General features: G+C 58.3%; 11 protein-coding genes and 4 pseudogenes. 7 read left to right on the forward strand and 8 right to left on the reverse strand.

Annotation, left to right across the window (positions count from 1 at the left end; genetic code table 11):
• The first annotated feature begins 116 nt into the window (after positions 1–116).
• Positions 117–2,903, forward strand: coding sequence for an insulinase family protein (locus tag ACTG1K_RS14555; protein ID WP_127006573.1), 2,787 nt, complete (start codon positions 117–119; stop codon positions 2,901–2,903).
• 331 nt (positions 2,904–3,234) lie between these two features.
• Here ACTG1K_RS14555 and ACTG1K_RS14560 read toward each other — a convergent pair whose 3' ends face one another.
• Entirely contained in the window at positions 3,235–3,882 is a 648-nt protein-coding gene (locus ACTG1K_RS14560; protein WP_267529083.1) for a thiopurine S-methyltransferase, read from the reverse strand.
• A gap of 461 nt (positions 3,883–4,343) precedes the next feature.
• Between ACTG1K_RS14560 and ACTG1K_RS14565 the strand changes: the two genes are divergently transcribed.
• Both ACTG1K_RS14565 and ACTG1K_RS14570 read left to right on the forward strand, forming a co-directional pair.
• The gene (locus tag ACTG1K_RS14565) at positions 4,344–4,847 is read left to right on the forward strand and encodes a M48 family metallopeptidase (RefSeq protein ID WP_005333421.1); all 504 of its coding nucleotides are present in this window, start codon (positions 4,344–4,346) and stop codon (positions 4,845–4,847) included.
• A 26-nt stretch (positions 4,848–4,873) separates the two neighbouring features.
• Positions 4,874–5,736, forward strand: a pseudogene (locus ACTG1K_RS14570) (DUF2927 domain-containing protein).
• Between the two features lie 160 nt (positions 5,737–5,896).
• On the opposite strand, the gene ACTG1K_RS14575 reads toward ACTG1K_RS14570, so the two are convergent.
• On the reverse strand, positions 5,897–6,148 hold the full coding sequence (locus ACTG1K_RS14575; RefSeq protein WP_005333426.1) for a DinI family protein: 252 nt from the start codon (positions 6,146–6,148) through the stop codon (positions 5,897–5,899).
• Between the two features lie 74 nt (positions 6,149–6,222).
• A complete protein-coding gene (locus ACTG1K_RS14580; RefSeq protein ID WP_440005855.1) occupies positions 6,223–8,649 on the reverse strand; it encodes a DNA polymerase II in 2,427 nt (808 codons plus the stop codon).
• A 166-nt stretch (positions 8,650–8,815) separates the two neighbouring features.
• Here ACTG1K_RS14580 and ACTG1K_RS14585 point away from each other — a divergent pair.
• A pseudogene (locus tag ACTG1K_RS14585) lies at positions 8,816–9,004 on the forward strand (prolyl-tRNA synthetase associated domain-containing protein); the annotation flags it as partial.
• Here the strand turns inward: ACTG1K_RS14585 and ACTG1K_RS14590 are convergent.
• Both ACTG1K_RS14590 and ACTG1K_RS14595 read right to left on the reverse strand, forming a co-directional pair.
• Positions 9,004–9,087, reverse strand: a pseudogene (locus ACTG1K_RS14590) (thiopurine S-methyltransferase); the annotation flags it as partial. The pseudogenes ACTG1K_RS14585 and ACTG1K_RS14590 sit on opposite strands and share 1 nt — an antisense overlap.
• A gap of 282 nt (positions 9,088–9,369) precedes the next feature.
• Positions 9,370–10,739, reverse strand: a pseudogene (locus ACTG1K_RS14595) (leucine-rich repeat-containing protein kinase family protein).
• 341 nt (positions 10,740–11,080) lie between these two features.
• Between ACTG1K_RS14595 and ACTG1K_RS14600 the strand changes: the two are divergent.
• Positions 11,081–11,845: an SDR family oxidoreductase gene (locus tag ACTG1K_RS14600; RefSeq protein ID WP_302246046.1), complete on the forward strand. Its 765-nt coding sequence runs from the start codon at positions 11,081–11,083 to the stop codon at positions 11,843–11,845.
• Between the two features lie 51 nt (positions 11,846–11,896).
• A complete protein-coding gene (locus tag ACTG1K_RS14605; protein ID WP_421211327.1) occupies positions 11,897–12,724 on the forward strand; it encodes a bifunctional transcriptional activator/DNA repair enzyme AdaA in 828 nt (275 codons plus the stop codon).
• 339 nt (positions 12,725–13,063) lie between these two features.
• Here ACTG1K_RS14605 and ACTG1K_RS14610 read toward each other — a convergent pair whose 3' ends face one another.
• Positions 13,064–13,513 carry a hypothetical protein gene (locus ACTG1K_RS14610; protein ID WP_440005857.1) on the reverse strand — a complete coding sequence of 150 codons (450 nt, stop codon included), beginning with the start codon at positions 13,511–13,513 and terminating at the stop codon, positions 13,064–13,066.
• A gap of 3 nt (positions 13,514–13,516) precedes the next feature.
• Positions 13,517–14,689 (reverse strand): RNA-guided endonuclease TnpB family protein, encoded by a 1,173-nt coding sequence (locus ACTG1K_RS14615; RefSeq protein ID WP_440005582.1) that lies wholly within the window; start codon positions 14,687–14,689, stop codon positions 13,517–13,519.
• Positions 14,690–14,740: 51 nt separating this feature from the next.
• Between ACTG1K_RS14615 and tnpA the strand changes: the two genes are divergently transcribed.
• Positions 14,741–15,166 carry an IS200/IS605 family transposase gene (gene tnpA / locus ACTG1K_RS14620; protein ID WP_440005151.1) on the forward strand — a complete coding sequence of 142 codons (426 nt, stop codon included), beginning with the start codon at positions 14,741–14,743 and terminating at the stop codon, positions 15,164–15,166.
• A 34-nt stretch (positions 15,167–15,200) separates the two neighbouring features.
• Here the strand turns inward: tnpA and ACTG1K_RS14625 are convergent, their stop codons facing one another.
• The gene (locus tag ACTG1K_RS14625) at positions 15,201–15,611 is read right to left on the reverse strand and encodes a TIR domain-containing protein (protein ID WP_440005859.1); all 411 of its coding nucleotides are present in this window, start codon (positions 15,609–15,611) and stop codon (positions 15,201–15,203) included.
• Positions 15,612–15,645: the final 34 nt, after the last annotated feature.

Here is a 15,645-nt window from a genome sequence, read left to right on the forward strand (position 1 = left end):
CCCGCCACGGGTGTGGAAACAATTGCGCTACCTCTCAGAAAAGGGTTTGCCTGACGGGATAGCGGGGTCGATAATCATGTTTAAATTCAAATAAATCCAACGTGAGTCACACGCCAATGAGCCCATATGCCAGTCCCAATGACCATCGGCAATACCATTTTCTGGAGCTGGCCAACCGGCTCAGGGTCTTGTTGATTTGTGATCCCGACACCGACAAATCCGCCGCCTCGCTGGCGGTCAATACCGGCCATTTTGACGATCCCGCTGACCGGCAGGGAATGGCCCATTTTCTGGAGCACATGCTGTTTCTCGGCACCTGCACCTACCCCAAGCCTGGTGAGTACCAGCAATTTATGAGCCGTCATGGCGGCAGCAACAACGCCTGGACCGGCACCGAGTTCACCAACTTCTTCTTCGAGATCGACAACGGCTTCTTCGAAGCGGGGCTGGATCGCTTCTCCCAGTTCTTTATCTGCCCCACCTTTGATCCGGAGTGGGTGGACAAGGAGCGCAACGCGGTCGACTCCGAGTATCGCCTCAAGCTGCAGGACGACATGCGCCGCAGCTATCAGGTGCATAAAGAGACGGTCAACCCGGCGCACCCCTTCTCCAAGTTCTCGGTGGGCAACCTCGATACCCTGGCCGATCTACCGGGACGGGATCTGCGCTCCGACCTTATCCGTTTTTACGAAAGCCACTACAGCGCGGATCGCATGGCGCTGGTGATGATCTCGCCGGAATCCATCGATACCCAGTTGCAATGGTGCTGTCGCTACTTTGCTCCCATTTTGAATCGCAATTTGGGAACCCCGACCCTCACCATGCCACTCTACCGGCTCGATGATCTCGGCGTGCGCATCCACATCAACCCGGTCAAGGAGACCCGCAAGCTGTCGCTGAGCTTCCCCTTGCCCAATGTGGACGAGTTTTACGACAAAAAACCCCTCACCTTCCTGAGTCATCTGATTGGCTACGAGGGGGATGGCAGCCTGCTCTCCCTGCTCAAGGCGAAAGGGTGGGTCAATCAGCTCTCGGCGGGCGGTGGCATCAGCGGCGCCAACTTCAAGGATTTTGGCGTCAACTTCGGCCTCACCCCTCTGGGCCTTAAGCATGTGGACGACATCCTCGCCGCCCTGTTTGGTTATCTGAAACTGATTGGCCGCGAAGGGCTGCAGAGCTGGCGCTATGACGAAAAACGGACCGTGCTCGAATCGGCGTTCCGCTTCCAGGAGCGCGGCCGCCCCCTCGATACGGTGTCAGGGTTGGTGCTCAACCTCTTTAGCTACAAACCTGAGGATCTGCTCTACGGCGACTACATGATGCGCGAATATGACGAGGGGCTGATCCGCCGCTTCCTCGCCAAGCTCACCCCGCACAATTTGCGTATCACCATCACTGCGCCGGAAGTGGCGACCGATCGGCTGGCCCGCTGGTATCAGACCCCCTACAGCGTGGCGACCATTACCGAGGCCGAGAAAATTCGCTGGCAGCAGAGCGAACCGGATCCGGCGCTGGCGCTACCCAAGCCCAACCCCTTTATCAGCAGTAGGCTCGATCCGCGCACACCCGAGCTTGCCGCCGACATGCCCGCCTGCCTTATCGATCGCCCCGGTTTTCGCCTCTGGCACCTCCATGAGCACCTGTTCAGCGTGCCCAAGGGCAATCTCTACATCTCCATCGACAGCGAACATGCGGTCAAAAATCCGCGCAATATCGCCATGGCGCGCCTCGCCGTGGAGCTGTTGGCCGACCACCTCAACGCCCTCACCTATCCGGCGGAGCTGGCTGGGCTGGGTTACCAGATCTATGCCCATCAGGGGGGCTTTACCATCAACCTGAGCGGCTTTGCCGACAAGCAGCCGCTGTTGCTCGACATGATCCTCGGCAACCGCACCCTGGGGTATCCGGATCCGGGTCGCTTCGCCGAAATCAAGGAGCAGCTCATCCGCAACTGGGACAACCAGTCCAAGGCGCGCCCCATCTCCCAGCTCTTTAACCAGCTCACCAGTTTGCTGCAACCCAACAACCCGCCGTTCGAGCAGTTGCTGCGCCACCTGCGCACCGTCGAGCTGGAGGAGATGCCCGGCTTCGTGGCCCAGCTGTTTGGCGAGGTGCATGTCGAAGCGCTGGTACACGGCGACTGGACTGCTGCCGAAGCACTGGAGCTGGCCGCCCTGATGGAGCGCCACCTGAGCGACATCAATGGCACCAGCAGCAAACCGAGCGGCGAGACCCGTCGTCCGCTCATCTCCATTCAGGACAGGGGCACCCTTATTCGCGAGCAGGGTTGCGATCACGAGGACTCGGCGCTCCTGGTCTACTACCAGTCCCGTACCACCCGGGCGCGGGATCTCGCCTGCTTCACCCTGGCAAACCACATCATGTCCTCTACTTTCTTCCACGAGCTGCGCACCCGCCAGCAACTGGGTTATGTGGTGGGCGCCGGTAACCTGCCCCTCAATCGCCATCCGGGCCTGATCTTCTATATCCAGTCGCCAGTGGCGGGGCCGCAGATCCTGCTCGATGCGGTGGAGGAGTTTATCGACCTCTTCCCGCTCGCCATGCTCGAATTTACCGAGCAGCAGTGGCAGGAGAGCAAGGCGGGGCTGCAAGCCCAGCTGAGCGAGCGGGATGCCAACCTGCGCAGTCGCGGCCAGCGGCTGTGGGTCAGCATCGGCAACAAGGATCTGGGGTTTGATCAGCGCGAAAGAGTCTGCGACGAGGTGGGCAAATTGAGCCGTGCCGATCTGGTGCGCTTTATCACCCAACTGCGTTCGCGCACCTCCGATCGGCTGATCCTCTGCAGCTATGGTCAGGGGCACGAACATGACGAGCGGATCACCGGCCAGTTTATCGATGATCCACGAGCATTTCGGCTCAATGCCGCCACCTTCGAGGCCTGATCAGGCCTCGCACTCCCCCGCTTTTCCTGCCCACGGCAAATCACAGACAATAAAAAGCCGACCCATCAGGGTCGGCTGGAAAAACCATAACAATTGCGACCAAAGCCGCCAAAAGTGAACATGAGCGTGAAAATCAGACACTGAGTTGCTGATCAGCAAGCGGGAAAGACCCGATACTCGCTTTGCAATGCCAACAGTGATTGAGAAACAGCCTCATATTAGGCACTCCCCCCGCCAGTCACGTTGATCTACGTCAAAGGAGGTAGCGAAGAGCGCACAGCCCGACGATTTGTCGGCGCAGATCACCCTTTGGCCGCCCGTTAGCTGCCCGTTAGCCACGGCGAACCAGCCGGTAGGCCACCTCATCGAAGTAGGAGAGCTGACCCGACAACACCCGCGGGTGCTCCACCTCGGCGGCACGCCCCAGCACCTCGATACGAAAGTCCCGTTCAAACAGCGCCCGCACCTCCATCTCCCCCACCGAGAAGGGGGGCTGACTCTGCTGCTCCGGCTGATATTCAAGGGTCACCAGCAGGATCTGGCCACCGGTCTCGACCAGCGAACTGATCAGGGCTGCATACTGGCGGCGCATCGCGGTCGGCAGGGCGATCAGCGCCGCGCGGTCATAGACCAGCCGGTAACGGCGACCCAGACTGGGGGCGGCGAAAAAATCCCCCTGGAAAATGCGCAGGCTGTCCACCTGATGGCACTGATAAGGGCCCACTTCGCTCACGGTCGCGGCGAGCTGGTTTTCACTGAAGAACTGGCTGACGGCAAGGCTCGATAGCTCGAAACCGTCGACCGGATGGCCCTGAGCGCTCAGCCAGAGCATGTCGCGGGACTTGCCACACAGGGGAACCAGCACCGGCTCGTCCGCTTGCTGGGCAGACCACCAGGATTGCAGCCAGTGGTTGAAGTCCGCCTGATGAAAGCCAATCCGGTTCTCTTCCCAACGCTGATGCCAAAACGCAGCTTCCATCGTTATTACCCTTCTGTACTAAAGATGCCTCAATATCACAACTTAACCGGCACCGCGCAACCCTCTGCCCTTCCCTTTTTGCCGCACAGCCTCTGCGTGTTATCAGGCGAATGGCGTGACGTCACTTTGCCGTGCGCCTCGCTGTCGCAATGTTTGCAATTGGGTACGTTTATGACAGGCAGAGGCACACCTATCCATACGAACGAGTCATGCTGAATCGCCCCCAGTTCCCTAGATCTGACCTCTCTGTAGGTTATTCACTCTGGGCATTCCCAGAGAATTGGAGGCGCCAACCAAACTAATCACCCGAGGTACCCCAGTGAACCGCTATAAAAATGACCGATTAACCGCCTTCGGTCGACAGCTTCTTGTCTCGAGTATCCTTGAGCAGGGCCTGAGCGTTTGAAGAGCCCGCCCGAGATAACTACAATGACGCTCTTTTTGATGTAACGAGTGACACCATGGCGGAACTGACTTATCTGGGCGGCTATCCCGACCCTCTCAAGGCACAGGTACAGCAGCTGATTGCGGCGGGCAAGCTGGGGGAGATGCTGGCCAAACGCTATCCGGAGAGCCACCAGATCCAGAGCGACAAGGCGCTGCTCGCCTACACCATGGAGCTGAAGAACCGCTACCTCAAGAGCTCGGCGCCCCTGTCAAAGGTGGTGTTCGATGGCAAGATCAACGTGATCAAGGATGCCCTCGGCCTGCACACCTACGTCAGCCGGGTGCAGGGCAGCAAGCTCAAGGCCAAGAACGAGATCCGCATCGCCGCCTTGTTCAAGGAGGCCCCGCCCCCGTTCCTGAAAATGATCGTGGTGCACGAGCTGGCCCATATCAAAGAGAAGGATCACAACAAGAGCTTCTACCAGCTCTGCCAGCACATGGAGCCCGACTATCATCAACTGGAGTTTGATCTCAGGCTCTGGCTCACTTGGCGCGATATCGACAAGGCCAACCGCTAGGCTGACAACCGTTTCAGGGAGGAAACATGCCATTTGCCGCCATCCCCTTTGGTGCCACCCGCTTTATTGCCACTTTGGTAATAGCCTGCTTGGGCCGCGCTGACTATCCCCGCTTCACGTTACGCGGGCTGCTGGCCCTGCTGATTCTGCTCGCAGGCCACAGCGCCCGTGCCGATGAGCGCTGGCAGAGCGACAGCTATCTGGTCGAGAGCTTTATGGCCATCGCCATGGAGCGGGAGTATGGCGAAGCCAGGCAGACCCGTTTTGCCCGCTGGCAGCAGCCGATCCGGCTGCAACTTATCAACGAGTCAGGTGACAAGCCGCTGCAGGCAGACGTGGTGAAGGTACAGGCGGCCCATCTGGCCCGCATCACCGGCCACCCCATCAGCATGGTGACCGCAAAGCCCAACCTCACCCTGATCATGACCGACTACAGCAAGATGAAGAGCTGGGCCAACCGCACCATGGGGGGGATCCATCGGTCAAGATGGCGCTCAAGGAGGGGCTCTGCCTTGCCAACTTCGCAACCAATGTGAAACACGAGATCAGCCGTGCCACCATCATCATTCCGGTAGACTACAGCAGAGCCAAGGGGCGTTTTCTCGACTGTGTGGTGGAGGAGTTCACCCAGGTGATGGGGCTGCCCAACGACTCGGACAAGGTGTTTCCCTCCATCTTCAATGACAACAGCATCGACAGTTTTCTAACCGGTCTCGACTATGTGCTGCTCAAGATGGCCTATCACCCGGCCCTCAAAGCCGGAATGAGCAGTGACGAGATCCGCGCCGCACTGCCCATTGCGTTGGCCGACCTGCGCGCTAGGGGGGAGATCCGCGAAGCCAACCGCCGGGTGCAGCAGCAGAGCCTGAAAAGCTGGGCGGGACTGTAACGGCATGGCTCAACCCAGAGCCAGACAAGCCACCGCAAACCTCTCACCACCGACAAAAAACGCAGCCACCTGGCTGCGTTTTTTGTTGTCCGAGGATCAACGGATCAGTAGCTGGCATGCCCATTTATCCAACGCCAGAATTATCCACTGACCATGGGGATCAGGATGCGACGTTCTCTTCCGGCATCCAGCTCTCGGCGTTCTCCCACACCTCCTGCACCATGGCTTCGGCCAGCTCTTTGTCTTCCTTGCTGGCACGGCTGACGGTCAGGGCCATGGCACTGCCCGGTGCGACCCGCACATGGATGTCGGGGAATTTTTCACCAAGCTGCTTGAGCAGCTCCTGACGCAGCGCCTCCATGGTCGAGGTCGGGATCTGATGTTTTCTGTCGATGATGATTTCAAGACGCATAGGAAACTTCTCCATGATTTATAACTGTATTTTTATCCAGTATTCATGGGAAGTAAAGTGCCAACTTGCACCAATCAGAAAAGATCCAGCTGCTGACCACAGATTCGGTCGAACGACTCGCCGATAAAGGGCAGGATTGCATCGGCAATGGGCCGCAACTGCTTGTCGATATAGTGTTCGTAATCGATGGCACTGCGCCGGTACTCCAGCGGTTCGGGGCCATTGAGGGTCATCAAATAGGCGATGGAGCCCCGATGCTGATAGCGCTGGGGCAGACCGCGGCGCAGGTTCTCCTCATCGGCCAGCCGCGCCGCCCGCACATGGGGCGGCACATTCTTCTGATACTCCTCGAGCTTCTGGCGCAGCCGTTTGCGGTAAATGAGCAGATCGTCGTGACGACCGGCGCGGGTCTCATCCACCATGGTGCGCACATAGCCGCTGGGATCTTCATCGTGAAACACCAGCTCATAGAGGCGGGTCTGGAATTGCTTGGCCAGCATGGTCCAGTCGGTGCGCACCGATTCGAGCCCCTTGAATACCAGCTGTTCACTCCCCTCACTGGCCTTGCCAACCAGCCCCGCATAGCGCTTCTTGCTCCCCTTCTCCAAGCCGCGGATGGTGGGCATCAGAAAGCGGCGGTAGTGGGTCTCGTACTGGATCTCGAGATAACTCGGCAGATCGAACTCGCGCCTGATCAGTGCAGCCCAGTTATCGTTGATCATTTGAGCCAGTCGCTGGCCGATCTCGTCCGCCTCATCCGGGCTGGTCTCGCGCCCCAGATGGACAAAGGTGGAGTCGGTGTCGCCATAGATCACCTCGAACCCCTTCTCTTCAATCCACTCGCGGGTCTGCTGCATGATGCTGTGGCCACGCAGGGTAATGGACGAGGCTAGGCGCGGATCATAGAAACGGCAGCCCCCCGACCCCAGCACGCCGTAGAAAGAGTTCATGATGATCTTGATGGCCTGGGAGAGCGCCTTGTTGCTGGCAGCTTTGGCTCTATCCCTCGCCGCCCACAAGGTAGCGATGAGATCCGGCAAGAAGTGCCGCTCACGGGAGAACATGGCGCCGCGAAAGCCCGGAATAGCGTGCTCGGGATGCTGCAGCCCTTCGATAAGTCCCATGGGGTCGATGCAGAAGGTGCGGATGATGCTGGGATAGAGGCTCTTGAAATCGAGCACCAGCACATGGCGATAGAGGCCGGGTTTGGAGTCCATCACATAGCCACCGGGGCTCGCGAGCCCCCCGTCGGCCGGCAGATTGGGCGCCACGTAGCCGCCACGATGGAGCCGCGGTAGATAGAGGTTGGTAAACGCCGCCACCGAGCCCCCTACCCGGTCCAGCTCAAGGCCGGTGAGGGAGGCGCGCTCGATGGCAAAAGGGATGAGGTGGCAGTAATCGAAGATCTCCCACACCAGCTTGCAATCTTCCAGGTTGTAGCGAGCGAGCGCCTCCTTGTCGGAGTGGAACAGCTCGGTGATCTTCTCCCCCCGATTGGCCACGTCCTCGATATCCTTGCCACGGCCAAGCAGTTCGCTCCCCACCGCATCCAGGCTGTAGCTGGCAAACTGCCAGGTGGCGCTTTTCAGGGTATCGATGCCGTCGAGCACCATGCGCCCGGGGATAATGACGTTGCCGGTCTGGGGATCGCCCCGTGACGAGCGCCAGAAGCAGAGCTCACGCCCCCGTCCGAGCCGCAGCCGCCGCTTGTTAAGTTCGGCGCGGCGCAGCAGCAGACGAAAGTCAAAATTAACCACGTTCCAGCCAATCACCAAGTCGGGGTCATGCAGACTGAACCAGCTCTCCAGCGCACTCAGCAGGGCGCTCTCGTCCTCTACCCACTGGACTTGGGTGCCCCAACTCTCGGCATCCGCTTCCGGGGTGCCGATCATGATGAACCGCGCGTCCTGCTCGCTGTAAAGACCGACCGAGAAGAGGGCCCCGTCCATGGCGCACTCCACATCCAGTGACACCCAGGAGAGGGTCGGTGTCACCGCCTGCGGCGCGCAGCGTGCCTCGTTCACCTCCCAGTAGCCCTGCTTGCCCCCCTTTTTTACCGCCCGGCCATCGAAGCGCACACCAGCGGTGATGAAACGCTCCATCAGGAAGCGCTCCGGCAGCCGGATATCCGCCTCGAAGTGCTCCAGACCGCGAATAAGCAGCAGCTCGATGGCGCGGTGAAAGGCGCTCAGGGTAGCGAAATAGCAGCCCACCACAGGGCGACCGTCGAAGGTGTGCATCGGCAGGCGGCGAAACCGCCCGCTCACCCCGGCCCCCTTGAACAGCTCGGCGGCTTCTGCCATGTGGCTCTGTGGCAAAAAGAACACCGGCTCCTGCCCCGGCACCACCACCCGCACCGGCCCCTGCGCGCTCCAGAGCCACATCACGATTTCGGTGGTGGCAGGCTGCCCGTTGCGGCCGCGCACGTCCCGACCATGGCGGGTCAGGATAAAACCGTCGAGGGGCGGAGTGGCGGGTACGGTGGGCTGGGTTGCAATCATGAAGCGTAAAAGGGCTGTCCGAGAATGGGACTATTGTACGTTCATACAGTGCCTGCTCGCAATCGTCACGCTGGCTGCGAGGCGGAAGTCAAACTGGTAAGCTCGATCCGGTCGTTATTCCCACCCATCCCGTTCTGACCACTCTTCGCCGACGAAAGGAGTCTCTGTGGCAATCTATTCCCTGCTGGATCAGCTGGCTATCCCCTACCAGTGCTTTGACCATCCTCCGGTGTTTACCTGTGAGGAGGCGAGCAGGCTGCTACCCGACCTGCCCGCCGCCAAGACCAAGAACCTCTTTTTGCGCGATCCGAAAAGCGAGCGGCAGTTTCTGGTGGTGAGTCCGGAGGAGCACCGGGATTGCAGCCAGTGGTTGAAGTCCGCCTGATGAAAGCCAATCCGGTTCTCTTCCCAACGCTGATGCCAAAACGCAGCTTCCATCGTTATTACCCTTCTGTACTAAAGATGCCTCAATATCACAACTTAACCGGCACCGTGCAACCCTCTGCCCTCCCCTTTTTGCCACGCAGCCTCTGCGTGTTATCGGGCGAATGACGGGACATCCCCTTACCGTGCGCCTCGCTGTCGCAATGATCGCTATTGGCTGCGTTTATGACGGACAAGACATACCAACCCATGCAAATACGTCATGCATTGATAGCCATTAATGAAAGAAGGGAATGACGTTGGCAGGCCAAACCGTGCCTGCCAACGCCAGAAAGATCACGACAGCGTGGCGCGAGCGGCCGCCAGCTGGCGCTCGATATAAGCAAAATCGGGACGATCGGCGGGGAGTTCCGAGAGGCAGGCCGCTTTGAGCTGATGCAACCCATCAAGCGGTGAGTCTTGCGTATCGCAATGGGCCAACAGCTCCTCCAGCAGGCAACCAAAGGCGCGCACTTCCAACCGCTCAAGTCCTACGGCCCGCTCGCGGTCGCAGCGGTCATATAAGGAAGCGGCGCCAAAATCCCCCAGCAGAGCGCGAGCCGGGGCGTCAGGCCTGCGGGTAAACAGAATATTGTGGCCGTAGAGATCCCCGTGCATGATGCCCACGCGATGCAAATGGCCCGCCACCGAGGCGATGCCATGGGCCATCGCCAGCGCATCCGGCACACTCAGGTGCAGCCCCTCGGGATAGACATCCCGGGTGCAGGAGTCCAGGCTCGGCGGCCCGGCCAGATTGGCAAAGGCCGGGTCGATCAGCTCCATCACCAGCGCCGGAATTCCGGAGGGGTGATCCGCCACCTTGCCTATCACCTTGATAAGGTTGGGGTGGCTGCCCGCCGCCAGCGATGCCGCCATCTCGCAGCGGGGCAGCCCGTCGCTGGTCACCGCTCCCTTGAACAGCTTGACCGCCACCTGATTGCCATCGCCTCTATCGCTCGCCTGAGTCACTGCATCAGCAGTATTACCCATAAGGGTGGCGCGATGGATAACGCCGGATGCTCCCTGCCCCAGCAGCTCGCCCAGCGCCAGCGTCTCCCAGGCAATCGGCGTGACATAGGCATCATCGATGGCCCGCGCCTCCTCCCCTTCGCTAAAGGGGTTGCCGGTGTAGGCAAGCCATGCAAGGCGCGGCAGCGAGAGCAGCCACTCGGGGAAACGTTCGATGCGGTTGGCGGCGATGCGCAGGAGCTCTAGATTGCGGCAGTTGGCAAGGCTCGCCGGCAACTCGCGCAGGCGGTTGCCCGCCAGCATCAACTTTTGCAGGGCGTTGCACTGGCCCAGCTCGTCCGGCAGCGACTCAATCTCATTGTCGGTCAGAATAAGCCAGCGCAGTCTGGCGGGCAGGGAAGCGGCCGAGACGGTCGCGATGCGGTTGGCCTTGAAGCCCACCATAGTCAGCGCGGGGCAGCGCCCCAGCACCTCGGGCAACTCGGTGAAATTGTTCTCGGAGCAGAAGAGAATGCGCAGTTTCTTGCATTCGGCCAAACCGTCCGGCAACTCGCTCAGCTGGTTGCCGGTGAGATCCAGCTCCTCCAGCGTCTCCTTGAGGCTCAAGATCTCGGGGGGAAAACCGTGAGTCCTTCAGCGAGTTTCAGGTGGCGTGCGCCGCAGAGTTTACCTGCGCGAAGCTGTTCCAGGGTATGCATGACATCGTCTCAATCAGGGTGGCCGGCTCGCGGCCAACGGCGCCGCCGGTGGTTGGCCCGGCAGTCAAACCTGCAGTCAAAAAAAGAGGGGGCATTATAGAGAATGACGGCCGAAGATCCCCTGTTTTGTTGCCGCAGGGGCCGCCATCAGCGCGCAGCAAAGCGACGCGAGGGCAAAGAGAGCAAGATCCGGGTCGTGCCAGCGAGGGCCGGTTGCCATAGTGGGGCCTGAGCGGGGTCAAACCCAAGTGGGTTCGAACCTATTGAGAGCCGAATCCATTGGGGTTCCAACCCACTACCAACCCTGTGCGCCCGCACAATACACCAGCGAGGAAACTGCCATGTCACAACTGTCCAACAAGGTCGCCATCATCACGGGAGCCAGCTCCGGCATAGGTCGCGCCAGCGCCATCCTGTTTGCTCGGGAGGGGGCCAGCGTCGTGCTGGGGGCACGGCGCCAGCCCGAGCTGGATGCGCTGGTGGAGGAGATCAGGGAATTCGGGGGCCAGGCGGTGAGCCTTTCGGGGGATGTGAAAAGCGAAGCTTACGCCCGCGCCCTGGTGGAGCTGGCCGTGGGGCGTTTCGGCGGGCTCGATATCGCCTTCAACAACGCCGGCAGCACGGGGACGCCGGGCAGCGTGCAGGAGCTTGAACTGGCGCAGTGGCAGGAGACCCTGGATACCAACCTCACCAGCGCCTTTGTGGGAGCCAAGTACCAGATCCCCGCCATGCTGGCTCGCGGCGGCGGCTCCCTAATCTTTACCTCCACCTTCGTCGGCTATTCCCTGGGGCTGCCGGGCATGGCGGCCTATGCCGCGAGCAAGGCGGGCCTCGTCGGCCTGACCCAGGTGCTAGCCGCGGAGTTCGGGACGCAGGGGGTGCGGGTCAACGCCCTGCTGCCGGGGGGCACCGACACCCCCATGGGACGGGCCTTTACCGATACGCCACAGAGTCTCGCCTTTGTGCAGAATATGCATGCCCTCAAGCGCCTGGCCCAACCGGAGGAGATCGCCCGCTCGGCCCTCTATCTCGCGTCCGATGCATCAAGCTTTACCACCGGCATTGCCCTGCTGGCCGATGGTGGGGTATCTATTTGTCGCACATGACCTTGTCGCCCCCAAGATCCTGCGACCGAAACCTTATCGTGAGAGCGCCTTATGTCTGATTACGCCCGCATCGCCGATGCCATCCGTTTTATCGCAAGTCAGGTGGAGCGCCAACCCACTCTGGACGAGATAGCGGCGCACGTGCACTTAAGTCCCTTTCACTTCCAGCGGCTGTTCAGCCGCTGGGCCGGAGTGACGCCCAAACGCTATCTGCAGGTGCTGACCCTGGAGCGGGCCAAGGCGCTGCTGCAGGAGTCGCGTCCACTGCTTGAGGTGGCCGATACCCTGGGTCTTAGCAGCGGCTCACGGCTCTACGATCACTTCGTGCAGCTCGAAGCGGTAACGCCGGGCGAGTACAAGCAGCGCGGGGCCGGGCTGGTTATCGATCACGGGGTGCACGACACGCCCTTCGGTCAGGCATTCGTCGCCCTGACCCCGCGGGGGGTGTGCAACTTCTCGTTTCTCGATGAAAAGGCCCCACAGGCGCCGCTGGCCGCCCTCGCCCACAGCTGGCCTGCGGCAAGGCTGCAAGAAGCGCCATCACGCACCCAGGGGGTCATCAACACCATGTTCGATGGTAGCAAGGCGCCGGATCGCCCCATCTCCTTGCACGTGAGCGGCACCAACTTTCAGATCAGCGTCTGGCGGGCGCTGCTGCAGATCCCGCCCGCCAAGGTGGTGAGCTACGCCCAGGTGGCGAGCGCCGTCGGCAATCCCAAGGCTGCCCGCGCCGTGGGGTTGGCGGTGGGCGCCAACCCCGTCGCCTTGATGATCCCCTGTCACCGGGTCATCCAGCAAAACGGCAAACTCGGCGGCTATCACTGGGGCGAGACCCGCAAACAGGCGATACACGCCTGGGAAACGGCGAGGTATGAGTGAAGGTAGCCTTTAGTCTGCTCGGCCTGATGGGGGTGACGAAACAGGAGTGTTGGTTGTGAGTCAGCAGACAATAAGGCTGTGCCGGACAAGCGTGCGGCGATATACAGCGGGGAAAACAGAAAAATCGGGGCGCAGATCGCCCCTTTTGTTGCCTTGGCAAGACATGGTGCCTAGCCACCCCACCCCAGCGGATTTACGAAAAGACGTAGGGTGCAATAAGCGCAGCGCATTGCACCATTTGCCGAGCGGCTTTTGTGCAAGGTATGAGAAACAAAAGTAGAGGTGCAATTTCATTGCACCCTACGACACTCTAAATAGCGGAGGCATACCCCAGCCAGATTAACATTTCTCTGGTGAAGTAAGAGTTTCAATACGATCTTGATTTGATAGACAAACGTCAATTCCGTACTCAGTTAACTTGTAGCTAAAATACTCATTACCATTAAAATCAGAGCTATTTAATTTTTCGATCATACCTAAACGGGTGAGTTTTATTATAGCCAAGTTGATTTTAGCCGAACTTAAATCATATTTAACGAAACGGTTATACAAATCCCAACTAACGCAACCATCAACATCTGAGTTTACAGACTCAAGTAACACTGACAATGCGATCATATCTGTGTCGGTGAGCGTTGCTAATTGAGCATTTACATCAATACGTGGTTTTTCCTGAACAGAATCAAGTTCAAGCAAACCTTGTAGTTTGAAAGCTCGTTTTATTTGTGTAGCGGAGTAATTAAGAGATGAAGGTGACTGCTCCCCGCCGCAAGCGGCGAGGCTTCCCACTTCTTAGGCCGCTACTGCCGAATTGGCAGATTTACGCTGGCCTCCATGGGTAGAAACGACGTGTCCCGCCGCTTTTAATTCCAATATGCCTTGCTGTCGGATGTTCATGGCCGCGTTGATATCCCGGTCATGCTCCGCATTACATGCTGGGCAAGCCCAACTGCGCTGATGCAATGGCATTTCAGGCATCTTGTGCCCGCAGCAGCTGCACAGTTTCGAGCTGGCAAACCATTGGTCTAGCTTGACCACGTGTCTCCCCTGCGCCTCTGCTTTGTACTCCAGCTTCATGATAAATCCATGCCAGCCCGCATCTCCTATGGCTCTGGCTAGGTTGTGATTCTTCATCATGTTCGCTGATTTCAATGTCTCTACGATGACCGCTTGGTTTTCGTCAACCATCGTTCGGGAGAGTTTGTGCTGAAAATCGGCGCGGGCGTTGGCTACACGTTCGTGCAGGGCGGCCAGCTGTATCCGTGCCTTCGCTCGGTTGGCGCTGCCTCTTTTTTTGCGAGATAACGATTTTTGCTTGCGCCGCAGATTGCGGCTGGCATTGATAAGGTGACGCGGGTTGTCGATCTTCTTGCCGTTGGACGCGATGAGATAGTGAGACAGCCCCATGTCGCAGCCTGTCACATCTGTGATGAGTGTCGGCTTGGCGGGCGCTTCGCAGCCATCATCACTGAGAATTGACGCGTAGTATTTCCCTGTCGGGCCACGGCTGATCGTGATGCTAGAGATTGTTCCTTTGATGTCCCTGTGGAGCACTGCTTTGATCGGCGTCATCTTCGGTAGCTGGATAGCATCGGCCAGTACCTTCCCGTTGGGGTGGTAGCTCGATTGCCTGCCCCGTTTGCTCTTGAAAGTCGGCATCCGAGCCTTGAGCTTAGGGTTGAAAAAGTTGGCAAATGCTTTGTCCAGATTGATCACTGCCTGTTGCAAGGCGAGGGAATCGTACTCTTTGAGCCAGGCATATTTGCGCGATTTTTTTGCCACCGCTAGTAGCGGTTTCAAGTCACGCTTGGGCTTCAGGGATACACCACGGCGCTTGAACATGTGCCGTTGAATACGAAGAGCCTTGTTGTACGCAAACCGCACAGCTCCGAACTGGGCATTTAAAAATGCAGCCTGTTCGTTTGTTGGGTAAAGGCGTACTTTAGTAGCTCTTTTCACGGTCACTGCTCACTGATAAAGTTCAGGCACTATATGCTTTAATTCGAGACATTTCAAATGAGTGAGCACAACATTGATTTCACTGGCTATCTGCGCAAACGTCATTCCGTCAGCAAGCTGGTTGTGCATTTAATCTTCACCACAAAGTACCGCCGCAAACTGCTCGACGGCACCATGATCGAACAGATGCGCCACGCGTTTTTGTCCGCAGCCGAGAAGTTGGAGGTGGAGATTTTGGAGATGGATGGAGAAGCCGATCACGTTCATCTTCTCGTTGCTTATCCGCCCAAGCTGTCCATCAGCGTGCTGGTCAACAATTTGAAGTCAATCAGCAGCCGCCATGTGCGGATTTTGAATACGCATCTACGGAAACAGAGCAATAGTGGGATGCTGTGGTCACGCTCTTACTTTGCCTGTAGCGCAGGAGGGGCCACTATCGAAACGCTGAAGGCGTATGTGGCATCGCAGAAAACACCAGATTAGCTCCCCTTATATCCCCGCCCGATTGGGCGAGGGTTTACGGGGCATTTGCTAAGTCTTCATCACTTCTGTTTGCATCAAAATCTGTTGGAGTAATACCTAGAAGATCACTTGGGAAATGCAAGTCAACGCCACGTGGTTTTACAATAAAACACCGGTTCTTTCCAATTGCACCAATAAACAAACCAAGTTCAAAAACTACGTTATCTCTTACAACATACTTTTCTCTAGATCTAATAACTGTCAGGTCATCAGGAGAAAAAATAAAAATAGAGAAATCTACAGACTTAGCTTTTGAAATCAAGTCATCAAGAGCGTTACTCGAAATGTTAAATGTACCATTCCGCCATATTGTAACTTCTGCATCAAACTCTAAGTTTTCAGCAATTGCATCTGCTATAGGTAGGCTTTCAACAGATGAACCGATAAATACTCTTGGCTTTCTCATAGTCCCTCCAATTTTTTGTTAAAAGTTCGCAAAG

The sequence above is a fragment of the Aeromonas sp. 102P genome (assembly GCF_051920345.1).
In the GTDB taxonomy this organism is placed as follows: Bacteria; Pseudomonadota; Gammaproteobacteria; order Enterobacterales; family Aeromonadaceae; genus Aeromonas; species Aeromonas veronii.

What these genes read in the sequence shown, in the direction of transcription:
- ACTG1K_RS14605 (WP_421211327.1), top strand. Translation starts at nt 11,897, where the DNA reads ATGTCTGATTACGCCCGCATCGCCGATGCCATCCGTTTTATCGCAAGT.
- ACTG1K_RS14560 (WP_267529083.1), bottom strand. Translation starts at nt 3,882, where the DNA reads ATGGAAGCTGCGTTTTGGCATCAGCGTTGGGAAGAGAACCGGATTGGC.
- ACTG1K_RS14625 (WP_440005859.1), bottom strand. Translation starts at nt 15,611, where the DNA reads ATGAGAAAGCCAAGAGTATTTATCGGTTCATCTGTTGAAAGCCTACCT.
- ACTG1K_RS14555 (WP_127006573.1), top strand. Translation starts at nt 117, where the DNA reads ATGAGCCCATATGCCAGTCCCAATGACCATCGGCAATACCATTTTCTG.
- tnpA (WP_440005151.1), top strand. Translation starts at nt 14,741, where the DNA reads ATGAGTGAGCACAACATTGATTTCACTGGCTATCTGCGCAAACGTCAT.
- ACTG1K_RS14580 (WP_440005855.1), bottom strand. Translation starts at nt 8,649, where the DNA reads ATGATTGCAACCCAGCCCACCGTACCCGCCACTCCGCCCCTCGACGGT.
- ACTG1K_RS14600 (WP_302246046.1), top strand. Translation starts at nt 11,081, where the DNA reads ATGTCACAACTGTCCAACAAGGTCGCCATCATCACGGGAGCCAGCTCC.
- ACTG1K_RS14575 (WP_005333426.1), bottom strand. Translation starts at nt 6,148, where the DNA reads ATGCGTCTTGAAATCATCATCGACAGAAAACATCAGATCCCGACCTCG.
- ACTG1K_RS14565 (WP_005333421.1), top strand. Translation starts at nt 4,344, where the DNA reads ATGGCGGAACTGACTTATCTGGGCGGCTATCCCGACCCTCTCAAGGCA.